Origin of the sequence: Rhodoferax sp. U2-2l (assembly GCF_020594515.1) — a bacterium.
In the GTDB taxonomy this organism is placed as follows: domain Bacteria; phylum Pseudomonadota; class Gammaproteobacteria; order Burkholderiales; family Burkholderiaceae_C; genus Rhodoferax.
In genome coordinates, this window is record NZ_JAJCTH010000014.1 from 1 (window position 1) to 12,347 (window position 12,347).

6 protein-coding genes are annotated in these 12,347 nt (G+C 58.2%); 5 read left to right on the top strand and 1 reads right to left on the bottom strand.

Features of this window, described 5'->3' with window-relative positions:
- Positions 1–111: 111 nt before the first annotated feature.
- Positions 112–354: a hypothetical protein gene (locus LHU53_RS13140; RefSeq protein ID WP_227333116.1), complete on the bottom strand. Its 243-nt coding sequence runs from the start codon at positions 352–354 to the stop codon at positions 112–114.
- 395 nt (positions 355–749) lie between these two features.
- On the opposite strand from LHU53_RS13140, the gene LHU53_RS13145 reads away from it, so the two are divergent.
- The 5 genes from LHU53_RS13145 to LHU53_RS13165 are packed head-to-tail and all read left to right on the top strand — an operon-like array spanning position 750 to position 12,342.
- Positions 750–8,384, top strand: a complete 7,635-nt coding sequence (locus LHU53_RS13145) for a type I polyketide synthase (RefSeq protein WP_227333230.1) — start codon at positions 750–752, stop codon at positions 8,382–8,384.
- A complete protein-coding gene (locus LHU53_RS13150) occupies positions 8,384–9,730 on the top strand; it encodes an aminotransferase class I/II-fold pyridoxal phosphate-dependent enzyme (RefSeq protein ID WP_227333117.1) in 1,347 nt (448 codons plus the stop codon). The genes LHU53_RS13145 and LHU53_RS13150 overlap by 1 nt, the downstream gene beginning before the upstream one ends.
- Before the next feature lie 10 nt (positions 9,731–9,740).
- Positions 9,741–10,580: an ABC transporter permease gene (locus LHU53_RS13155; RefSeq protein ID WP_227333118.1), complete on the top strand. Its 840-nt coding sequence runs from the start codon at positions 9,741–9,743 to the stop codon at positions 10,578–10,580.
- Positions 10,577–11,242, top strand: coding sequence for an ABC transporter ATP-binding protein (locus LHU53_RS13160; protein ID WP_227333119.1), 666 nt, complete (start codon positions 10,577–10,579; stop codon positions 11,240–11,242). The genes LHU53_RS13155 and LHU53_RS13160 overlap by 4 nt, the downstream gene beginning before the upstream one ends.
- A 53-nt stretch (positions 11,243–11,295) precedes the next feature.
- The gene (locus LHU53_RS13165) at positions 11,296–12,342 is read left to right on the top strand and encodes a chain-length determining protein (RefSeq protein WP_227333120.1); all 1,047 of its coding nucleotides are present in this window, start codon (positions 11,296–11,298) and stop codon (positions 12,340–12,342) included.
- Positions 12,343–12,347 lie beyond the last annotated feature (5 nt).

Here is a 12,347-nt window from a genome sequence, read left to right on the forward strand (position 1 = left end):
ATATGCACCATTGCTACACCGGTCTTTGCCTGTGCCACGCTCCACCTTGCCACATTTGCAACGCCCGCGCCACGTGTTTCTTCGGAACGATTTGCGGCGCAGGCGGGCCGATTACTTCGCTAACCCCTGAACAATGCTCAAACGGAGTGTCAAAACGAACTCGCTGTGCTTTGTCGTACTGGAGAGCAACACCACGCTGGTGTAGTAGCCAAACCGCACCAGGCCACTGCTGGCTTCAGCCATCGCCGCCACTGCGTCAGCCGCCATATCGTCCGCATGCACATTCACACAGGTGACGCCGCCGCCTGACTTGAGCGCATCAGATTCATTAGTGACAGCCGCTTTTGCGCCCACTTGGAGCGGTAGTTGCCAAGGACCTTGTCCGCTTCACGCTCCGCCATGAAGATGAAGCGGCCAACGGCCCCCTGCTCACGGCGTTGCCCCGAGCCCCCAGCTTAACCATCCGCTTCTCGCTACGCTTGACTTGACCAATTGGACAAGGTCGCTGACCGTGAATTTGACGCGAAAGATCAAAAAAACCGACATTTTCAGCTGTCATATCCCCAAAATGGGGGATAGCCCTCACTAGGCACGACATGTAAAATATGATAATGGCCTGTAACTTGCCTATTAGTTTGACGTCTGAAAAACGATCAGCTGTCATTACAAATTCATAACAGCCTTCTGGTCGTCGTAAATCCAAATCGCACATTTTTGCGAGCTTCATTGCAGGTGATTGTTTGAGTTCGTTGAAAAAAATTGCGGTTGTCAGTTGCTCCTTCAGATTCCCAGGTACCACGACTGATCAGTATTGGCCTGATCTGGTCAATGGCAAGGATTTGGTCACAGAGGTTGACCCCAGCCGCTGGGCCATGGAGACCTATCGTCACCCCAGTAAAAAACATGGGGGTACCAGCTATACCTTCGCCTCGGGCACCCTGGGCGACGTATCAGGCTTCGACGCGTCATTTTTCGGGATTTCGCCGCGCGAGGCAGCTCAGATGGACCCACAGCAACGCATGTTGCTTGAAATGACATGGGAGGCATTTGAAAACGCCGGTATCAAACCAAGTTCTGTCAAAGGCAGCAAGTGCGGCGTCTTCATTGGCATATCTTCGGTGGATTACGCCATGCGTTTTGCCGATGACCTGGGCGCTGTTGATTCAACCGTTGGCACCGGCAACACCTCCTGCATAGCTGCCAACCGGATCTCGTATTTGTTCGACCTGAAAGGGCCGAGCATGTCCATCGACACCGCTTGTTCTTCTTCGTTGGTGGCGTTTCATCAGGCGTGCCAGTCCATTGCGTTGGGCGAAACAACCATGGCGCTGGCGGGTGGCGTCAGCCTGCTGCTTCACCCTTATGGCTTCATCACTTTCTCCAAAGCCTCCATGCTGTCGCGCAAAGGCATTTGCAATGTGTTTGACGCAGCGGCCGATGGCTATGTGCGCTCTGAAGGTGGCGGCATCTTTGTCCTCAAGGACTATGACCAGGCCCTGGCGGATGGTGACCCCATCCTGGCCGTGGTGGCTGGCACCAGCGTCAACAGCGACGGGAAAAAGACCGGGCTGACGGTTCCCAGTGCGGCAGCACAGTCTGCCCTCTTGACCGAGGCCTATGCCAAAGCGGGCATTTCTCCGGCGGACATTTCTTATCTGGAAGCGCATGGCACCGGTACTCCGGTTGGCGACCCTATTGAAGCCAAGGCTCTGGCCAAGGCGTTGGGCTTTTTGCGTCCGACCGACCATCCATTGTTGATTGGCTCTGTCAAAAGCAACCTGGGTCATATGGAAGCTGCCAGCGGGATTGCCGGCTTGGTCAAGGCATTGCATTGCATCAAGCATCGTGTTGTGCCTGCCACCATTCATTTCAAAACGCCCAACCCAAACATACCGTTTGAAGACTGGAACTTAAAAGTCGTGAGCCAAACCACTGCGTTGCCAGCCACGGGTCGCGTCGTGGTGGGCATTAACGGTTTTGGTTTTGGCGGCACCAATGCACACGTCATTTTGGAAAGCCCTGCTGCCAAGGTGAGCACCCTTCGGCCAAAACGATCCAAAGACCTCCGACCGGTCCGAACACCGTTGTTTATTTCTGGGAAATCAGAAGCTGCCCTGAAAGAGGCTGCTAAACAATACGTGACGTTGTTGCGCAAGGAAGATGTTGTTGACCTGTATGACATCGCATACAACGCTGCATTCCACCGAGAGTGGCATGAACATCGTGCTGTCGTTTTTGGTGATACGCCACACGCTATGGCCTCTACATTGGCCTGTTTTGCGCAAGACAAGCCTGCCAAGCTTCCGGTGGTTACCGCGACGGGCCTCAGTCCAGCGCCCAAAGTGGCGTTTATTTATTCAGGCAATGGGTCGCAATGGGAGGGCATGGGGCGCCGACTTTTGGCAGAAAGTGCCACCTTCAAGGCGGCTGTTCAGGCAGTTGAGCGCTACTTTGAAAAATATGAGGACTTCTCTCTTGAAGAAGAACTCAAAGGCTCCTATGGGCCAGGCCGTTATGAGCGTACCGAAATTGCCCAGCCCGCCTTGTTTGCCATTCAGGTTGGCGTCACCGAAATGCTTCGTTTCCAGGGTGTGGTGCCGTCCGCGGTGTCAGGCCACAGTGTGGGCGAAGTGGCTGCAGCGTGGGCTTGTGGCGCTTTAACGCTGGAACAGGCCGTCAAAGTCATTTACTACCGCAGCCATTTTCAAGGTCTGACCAAGGGCCAGGGGCAAATGACAGCCGTCGCTTTGGGCGAAGCGCAAATGCAATCCCTGCTTGAAGAGGCCAAACTAACCGATCGGGTCACGATTGCAGGCATCAACAGTGCGCGGGGTGTCACCCTTGCCGGACCTTCTGATTCATTAACGCAGCTTGAAGTTCTGCTCTCCGAACGTCAATTCATCTACAAACGTCTCGACCTTGACTACGCCTTTCACAGCGAGGCCATGGACCCGATTCAAGCTGAACTTGAACAAGCACTGCGGTCTCTCAACCCTCAAAAGACACAGGTTGATTTCGTATCCACCGTGACTGGTGGCGTCGTGCTTGGCCATCAGCTTGACGCCAGTTATTGGTGGAAAAACATCCGTCAACCGGTGCTGTTCGAGAAGGCCATTGGCGCGATTCGCGCTGTTGGCATTGACGTTTTCGTTGAGGTGGGGCCACATGCCGTGTTGCGCGGCTACATCAACGAGTGTTTGAAAGCGGACGCCAAGCCCGGTCGTACTTTGCCCACCTTGCTGCGCCAAGACGACTCGTCCGAACGGGTATGGGAGGCTGCATCCCAAGTCATGCTTGCTGGCGTCGATACCGACCTCAAGCCATTTTTTCCACATCCAGGGCGCTTCACAGAGTTGCCCAACTACCCGTGGCAGCGTGATCGGCATTGGCAAACCGTCACCCCTGAGTCGCATCACCTGTTACAGCGGCGCAAAGTCAATCCGCTTTTAGGGTACCCCTTACGCCAACAAGCGCTGGCGTGGGAAAACCAGATTGATCCCTTGAAGTATCCCGAGTTGGCTGACCACGTGGTCAGCGGCTCGGTCGTTTTTCCGGGTGCCGGTTATGCCGAGCTGGGCCTGGCCGCAGCAGCGCAATGGGCTGCTGAAAAAGGGGTAACCGAGTGGCTTGAGATCGAAGAGCTTGACATCAAAATGTTCATGGTGCTCAACGCAGACAGCACCAAATTGGTCCGAGTCTCGTTAGAGCCCAGCGACGGCAGCTTTGCCATTACCAGCCGCGACCAATTCAGCGCCGATGCGTGGACCCTGCATGCCAACGGCCGCGTCATCACCGAGCCAACCGGCTTGTTGCTGCCGCAAGACAAAGCGCATGTGCCTGACCGCCAACCTGATTTCGACGCCCCATCCCATGCCTTGTTGACCAGGCAAGTCGGGCTCAACTATGGTCCCGCTTTTCAGGCCATCGACGTGGGCTGGGTAGAACGAGACACCGCTTGGGCACGGCTAGAGCTCGCTGCCAGCCCGGCGGATACGTTGACGCCATCGCTGCTGCACCCAGCGCTGCTGGACTGCGGCTTTCAGCTGGTATTCCATTTGCTGCGTGATCACACGGCGCAGCCGTCAGGCGTGGCCTATTTGCCGACCAAAATTGGGCGGCTGAGCTTACGCACTGGCGCAGGCTTACCCGTCATCGCCAAAGCCCAGTTGTTGCACCTGTCACCGCACAGCCTGAGCGCCAATTTCACGCTGTATGACGGGGCAGGTGCCGTGGCGGCCTGTCTGCAGCAAGTGCGGTTTCGCAGGGTTCCCATGGGTCACAAGGCGTCTGCGCCACTGAGTTTGCTGTCTTACACCGCCGTGCCCGCAGCCCACCCACAAACCGACATCGTTGTGCCCCCGTCACTGGCCGGTAGCCTGCAGAGCGCAGTGCTTTCTGCCACCACTGCGCTAGACAGCGATGTGGCCAGCTTGGTGTATGCACACGAGGTAGAGCCTTTGCTGGCGGCCTTGTGCGCCAGTTATGCCGTTGAAGCGTTTCTGCTGTTGGCGGATCCATGCCGAATGCTGTCTGAGCAATCACTGGCACGTGTGCTAGGTAACACCCCCGACGCGCCAGCCATGCTGGGCCGCATGATCACCATTCTTGAAGAAGATCACTTGGCTGAACGCCTGCCGTCCGGCTGGCAGTTGCGCGACACCTCAGGCTTGCTCAGGTCTGGTGACATTTGGCACGCACTATTGGCTGATCACCCGGAGCATTTCGCGGCAATTCACGCGGTCAGCCGCGTTGGCATGCATCTGGCAGCCTTGGTCAAAGGGCAAACCACCCTGGCCAAATTGTTGCCCTCAGACTGTACCTTTGCGCAGATGGCAACCGCCAGTTTCGGCTTGTCTCAAAGCGGGCAAATCGCCCAGGCGGTGGTTACCACAGCGCAATCTTGCCTGTCACAGCTGACCGAAGGACAGCGTTTCAATGTTGTGGAGATCAGCAGTGGCCCGCCGGTCCTGGCGGGGCAGCTGATGCGCCATTTGCCTGCTGACCGGTGCCAATTCACCTTCATTACCAGTAACGCCGAAACTTTGGACGAATGCCAGCGTCACCAGGAACGCTGGTCGGCCTTGGCGCTCACCCATTTAAGCTCGGACGCCAACAGCCAGGGCGTTGCGCCAAACGCCCATCTGGTCATTGTTCACAACGACTTCCTGAGCCAGCAAGACGCCCTGAAGGCGCTTGACGTTGCGACCCAGTTGTTGGCCAACCAAGGCGTGGTTCTTTGGCTCAGTGCCCCTCCCGCACGCTGGCTTGACCTGCTCTTTGGTACCCAAAGTGCATTGCACCTTTCGCCGCAGCAATGGCAGCAACAGCTTGAGCAACGTGGCGTCACTGTCAACCCTTGCCTTTTGTTGTCGCCTGACAGTCCAAGTTCACCTTACGCATTGGTGGGGCAGGGGCCCTTGCGCGCGGCGACGCCAGCCGCTGAAGTGACAGGCAGCGGTGCCTGGCTTGTGCTGGCTGACACATCGGAACCAAGCCAGCATTGGGCAACCGCGCTGGCCAATGCTTTGCCGCCGCAAAGCACCCTCATTGGCGCGCCCGAGCTTGACCTGCTGGATGTCACCGCCGTTGGCAACCTCCTAAGCACGCTCAAAACCCAGCACGGCAAGGTCTGCGGCGTCATTCACCTATATGGCTTTACGGCGGCCACCTCGCCGCTTCGCCCTGAAGACATGTTGGCGCATCAACTGCAGCGCTCGGCCATTGCCACCACCTTGGTGCAGGCCTGCGAAGCCACGCAAACCAGCACAACCTGCTGGTTGGTCACTGCAGGCGCGGCTGCCCGGTTGCTGCCAAACCGTCGCACGGCGTCCAGTCAAACCAACGATGCGCCTTTGTACGGACTGGGTCGCACACTGCTCAATGAGCCTGGGTACCTCAGTGTTCGACTGCTGGATCTGGAGCACCAATCGGACGGTGGCACGTTCAACCCGGTCGTTCTTCAGGCCATGGCGCAAGAATTGATGTCGCCCGCCCAAGAGAGGGAAGTCATCCTCACGGCAACTGGCGAGCGCTTTGCCCCCCGCTTGCGGGTGGCGCCTCGGCACCTGCAAACGCCTTCAGTTGAGCTCAAACCCACCACCGTGCAACTGTCTTTTGCCACCCCAGGGCAGTTGCGTCATTTGCGTTGGGAAGCCACCGCCAGCCCTGACCTGCAGGCCTACGATGTGGCCATTGAGGTCAAAGCCACCGGCCTGAACTTTCGCGATGTCATGTATGCCTTGGGCATGCTCTCGGATGAAGCCGTCGAATCCGGCTTTGCCGGACCCACCCTGGGCCTGGAATGCGCGGGTGTAGTGACGGCGTTGGGCGCGTCAGTTGTGGGCCTAACTGTTGGCGACCGCGTGTTGGCCTTCGGTGCCTCCTGCTTCAGCAATCAGGTCATCACCCGGGCCTCGGCCGTGGCTGTCTTACCCCGTGCCATCTCTTTTGAGGCTGCTGCCACCATCCCCACCACTTTCTTCACCGCCTATTACGCCTTGCACCATCTGGCCCGTCTGCGGCCAGGCGAGCGGGTGTTGATCCATGGTGCAGCGGGTGGTGTCGGCATTGCCGCCATCCAGCTTGCCAAGCATCTCGGTGCCGAAGTTTTTGCCACCGCCGGATCAGACGATAAGCGCGACTTTTTGCGCCTACTGGGTGCAGACCACATCTTTGATTCCCGTTCCCTTGCGTTTGCCGACCACATCATGGCCGTGACCCAAGGGCAGGGCGTCGATGTCGTGCTCAACTCACTGGCGGGCGAGGCCATTAACCGCAACCTGAGCATCCTCAAGCCCTTCGGCCGCTTTCTGGAACTGGGCAAGCGCGATTTTTACGAAAACACCAAAGTCGGTCTGCGACCTTTCCGCAACAACATTGCCTACTTTGGCATCGATGCCGACCAGCTCCTGCAAGCCCAGCCCGCGCTCACCGAATCGCTGTTCAAAGATGTGCTCGCCTTGTTTGCGCAAGGCGTGCTACACCCCTTGCCATTCCAAACCTTTGAAGCCGACGACGTGGTGGAGGCGTTCCGACACATGCAGCAATCTCGCCACATTGGCAAGATTGTGGTGACTTACCGCCATGGCATCAACCACGTTCATGCCCTTCAATCCGTCCAAATCCCGCTCACACTCTCTGAAGATGCCACCTACCTGGTCACCGGCGGGCTGGGCGGCTTTGGCCTCAAGACAGCGCAATGGCTGGTTGGCAAAGGGGCGCGCCACCTGGTGCTGATCAGCCGCAGTGGCCCGGTGTCTGAAGAGTCCGTCAGTGCCATTGCCGCCCTTGAAGCGCAAGGCGTGAAAGTATTGGCGCAAGCGTGCGACGTCACCGACCTGTCGAGGCTCGCCGCGCTGTTTGACCAAATCGCCACCACCATGCCGCCTTTACGCGGGCTGGTCCATGCCGCCGTGGTCATTGACGACGCACTGGCGCGCAACACCACACCGGCACAACTGGCGACCATCTTCGCCCCCAAAATTTTGGGCGCCCGTCATTTGCATGATTTGACCCAGCGGCTACCGCTTGACTTCTTCGTGCTGTATTCCTCTGCCACCACGCTCTTTGGTAACCCGGGGCAGGGCGCCTACGTGGCGGCCAATGCCTACCTGGAGTCGCTTGCTGCGGCGCGACGATCTGCCGGATTGCCCGCCTTGTGTGTGCGTTGGGGTGCCATTGACGACGTTGGCTTTCTCGCCCGCAACCAAAAAATCAAAGACGCCTTGCAAAGCCGTATGGGTGGCAAAACCATCCCTTCTGCCGACGCTCTTGACCTGATGGAAGACCTGTTGGTGTCCAACCGCTCAGACCTTGGTGCCATGGAGCTTGAATGGAGCGCGCTCAGCCGCTTTTTGCCCAGCGCCACCGAGCCCAAGTTTGCCGACTTGGCCGCCTTCAACACCGATGTCAAATCCGACGAAGGCCAAAGTGACGATATCCACCGCCTGCTGGAAGAACTCAGCCCTGAAGAACTCACCTTGGCAGTCAAAGACCTGCTCAGGGCCGAGGTGGCTGAGATACTGCGCATGGCGCCTGAAAAAATTGACCCCGACCGCTCCGTTTACGAGCTGGGCCTGGATTCGTTGATGGGCGTTGAATTGATTTTAGCGATTGAGAGTCGTTTTGGCATCCAACTGTCGGTCATGGCTTTGAGCGAGAGCCCCACCATCAGCAAACTCGCCGACAAGCTCATCAGCCAGCTCAAACCCACCGCATCGGGCGAAGAAGATGGTGCACAGCCAACCTCAACCGCAGCCCAAGTGCAGCATGTGGCCACGCAACATGGCGCCGATGTCGACAGCAAAACCATCAGCCTGCTGGTGAACGAGATTGAAGCAGGTAGCACCCCCGGTGCCGCCCATGCCCAACGTATCATTCAATGATGGTCCACAAAGGTGTCAAAGGCCTGAGTGCCCAAATCAAAGACAAGTTGATCCAGCAAACCCTGGAGCGACGTCTGCAACAAACGCAACAATCACCGCAAGCGTTGACGCAGCGTCTTTTCCGCCGCGCAACGGACTCGGTGCCCGAGGCTTTTTACCGCTTTGATTTGCATCCGGGCTACCAGCAAATCCGCATCATCAACGACGGGGCCGAGCGCCTGGGCCTGAAAAGCCCGTTTTTCAAGCAACACCAAGGCATTGCCGGTGCCACCACCCAGATTGACGGGCGCGAATTCATCAACTTTGGCAGCTACAACTACCTGGGTTTGTGTGGCGACCCGGACGTGTCTGCCGCAGCCAAAGCCGCCATAGACGACTACGGCACCACCGTGTCAGCCAGCCGCATCGTCTCGGGCGAGCGCCCGCTTCACCGCCAGCTGGAGCGCGCACTGGCTGATGTGTACGAGGTGGAAGACGCCATTGTGTTCGTGAGTGGTCACGCCACCAACGTGTCCGTCATCGGCCACCTTTTCGGCCCCAAAGACCTGGTACTGCACGACGCGCTGATTCACAACAGCACGCTGCAAGGTGCGCAGCTCTCTGGCGCCAAACGCCTCTCTTTCCCGCACAACGACTGGGCGGCCCTTGACGCCCTGTTGACGGAGCAGCGCCCTCACTTTGAACGCGTGCTGATCGTCATTGAAGGCATCTACAGCATGGATGGCGACTACCCCGACCTGCCTCGGTTCATCGACATCAAGCGCCGTCATCACGTTTTCTTGATGGTGGACGAAGCGCATTCCTTCGGTGTGATGGGCCCAACCGGCCGCGGCATTCGCGAACATTTTGCTGTCGCGGGCAAAGACGTTGACATCTGGATGGGCACTTTGAGCAAGGCACTGGCTGGTTGCGGTGGCTACATAGCGGGTGTATCGGCACTGGTCGAGCACCTCAAATTTATGGCCCCAGGTTTTTTGTACAGTGTGGGCATGGCGCCCCCCGTGGCAGCAGCCAGCCTGGCGGCGATACAAAAACTATTGTTAGAACCCCACAGGGTAGAAGCGCTACAGGCCCGTGGGGCTTATTTTCTGGAACTGGCTCAAGCCCATGGCATTGACACCGGGCTTAGCACCGGCCTGGCCGTGTTACCTGTCATTACCGGCAGTTCCATCAAAGCGGCCAGGTTGTCTGAGGCGCTGTTTCAGCGCGGCATCAGTGTGCAACCCATCCTGTTCCCCGCTGTGCCTGAAAAAGCGGCACGCTTGCGGTTTTTCATGTCTTGCCAGCACACCGAGGCGCAGATCAAGTTCACAGTTGACGCCATTGCTGAAGAACTGGCCCGCTGATTCTTAGTTTATGAGCGACCTGACCAAACTCAATGCAGAGGGCACACCAACGACCGGCAACGCCGAGCGTTTCGGTCGTCCCTCGTTGCTTATCACGCTGTCTGTCTGGCGCGCCCTGTTTCTGCGTGAAGCGCTGGCACGGCTCTTTTCCGGCAGGGCGACCTGGTTCTGGCTGGTGGCCGAACCCGTGTTTAGCGTGGCGATCATGTTGTTCGTTTTCACAGTGATTCGTGTACGTACCGTTGGCGGCATCGACACGATGCTGTGGCTCATGGTTGGCATGCTGGGCTTTTTCATGTTTCGCCGCACCGGCACCCAGGCGCAAAACGCCATCAGCGCCAACAGGACACTTTTTACCTACCGCCAGGTTTTGCCGGTTGACACGGCGCTGGTGCGTGCTGCGCTCGAGGCCCTGCTGATGGTTGCCGTGGCGGGCGTGTTGCTGATCGGTGCGGCCCTGCTGGGGCATTCGGTGGTGCCGGCCAATCCACTGGCTGTGCTGGAGGCTTTTCTGGGCCTCTGGCTGGCAGGCTTGGGCTTTGGCCTGGTGACTTCGGTGGTGATTGAACTGGTGCCTGAACTGGGCAAAGTACTCAAACTGGTCATGGCGCCACTCATGATTCTCTCGGGCGTCATGATCCCCATTTCAGCTGTGCCACAGCCCTATCAAGGCTGGCTCATGCTCAACCCGGTGGCACATGGTCTGGAGGCAGCCCGTCTGGGCTTTGCACCGTATTACCATGCCGTCCCTGAATTGAGCATGGCTTACCTCTACGCCTTTGCGCTGGTCTTCATCTTTTTTGGCCTGGCGCTGTACCGCCGTTTTGCTACCAAGCTGGTCACCCAATGATCATCGTGAAAGATATCCACAAGCGCTACCAGACCGACCACGGCCCTGGCAAATGGGTCTTGCAAGGCGTCAGCTTTACCATTCCCCAAAAACTCAGCGTTGGCATTGTGGGGGCCAACGGTGTTGGCAAATCCACCCTGCTGCGCATTGTGGGCGGCGTGGACCAACCCAACAAAGGCCAAGTCGAGCGGCACTGCCGCGTTTCCTGGCCCATGGGCTTTGGCGGCGGTTTGCAAGGTTCGCTCACGGGCCGACAAAATGCCAAATTTGTCTGCCGCGTTCATGGCCCTGAGCAAGACATTCCCGACCGACTGGCTTTTATTCAAGACTTTGCCGAAATAGGTGACGCTTTTGACGAGCCCGTCAAAACCTATTCCAGCGGCATGAAGTCGCGGCTGCAGTTTGGCCTGTCGCTGGCGTTTGACTTTGATGTTTACATCTCAGACGAAGTGACATCCGCGGGCGACGCCTCCTTCAGGGCCAAAGCCGCGGCGGCATTCAAGAAGCTGGCCGACCACGCCGGCCTCATCATGGTGTCGCACAGCGACGGCACCCTCAAACAATTTTGCCAGGCGGGCATCTGGATTCAAAACGGCCAGGCGCACTGGTTCGACCAGATCGACGACGCCCTCAAGGCCTACAAAGACAGTATCAAAAAATGATTTCCCGCATCCGACAATCTTTTTTACATCGCCCCATGATCAGCACGGCGCTCATGGCTTCGGTTCTGGCAGCGGTGTACTGGCTGGCCATTGCCTCAGACCGTTTTGTGTCTGAGGCGCACGTCATCATCCAGCGCACGGACCTGCCTGGCGGCCAAACGGTGGACTTTGCCAGCCTGCTGGGCGGGACCAGCGGCAACCGGGGCGACCAACTCTTGCTGCGCGACTATTTGCTGTCGGTGGACATGCTGCAAAAGCTGGACGCCACCTTGCAGCTGCGCGCGCACTACAGCGACACCAGCCACGACCCCTTGGCGCGCATGTGGTCGCCAGACTTGTCCATGGAATGGTTTCATCAGTATTACCTGTCGCGCGTCAGCGTGGAGCTGGACGAATTTGCTGGCGTGCTGGTCATCAAGGCGCAGGGGTTTGACGCCAACATGGCCCATGCCATCACCAGCCTGCTGGTGCAAGAGGGCGAGCGCTTCATGAACAGCATGGCGCACAGCCTCGCGCAAGGCCAGGTGGCGTTTCTCGAAGGCCAGGTGACCTTGATGAACCAGCGAGCTCTGCAGGCACGCCAAGCCGTGCTGCGCTACCAGGACAAGGCTGGGCTGGTATCCCCCCAGGCCACGGCCGAAAACATAGCGGGCATCGTCGGCAAGTTACAAGCCCAGCGCACTGACTTGCAGACACAGCGCAGCGCAGCGCAAGCGTATCTGGTGCCCAACCACCCCACCATCATCCAGCTCAGCCAACAAATCAGCGCGTTGGAAAAGCAGATCGACCAGGAACAGGCCAAGTTGACCTCGCCCAACGGCAAACCACTCAACCGCACGGTCGAAGAATTCCAGAGGCTTGAGATGGAAGCCGCCTTTGCCCAAGATATTTACAAAACCGGCCTCACAGCCCTCGAAAAGGGCCGTATTGAAGCCACCCGCATGATCAAGAAAGTGTCGGTGCTGCAGGCACCCACCGTTCCGGAATACGCGCTGGAGCCCCGCCGCTTTTACAACACCCTGGTGTTCACCCTGGTCGCCTTGCTGCTGGCTGGTGTGGCGCACCTGCTGGCGGCCATCGTGCGCGACCATAAGGACTAATTCCC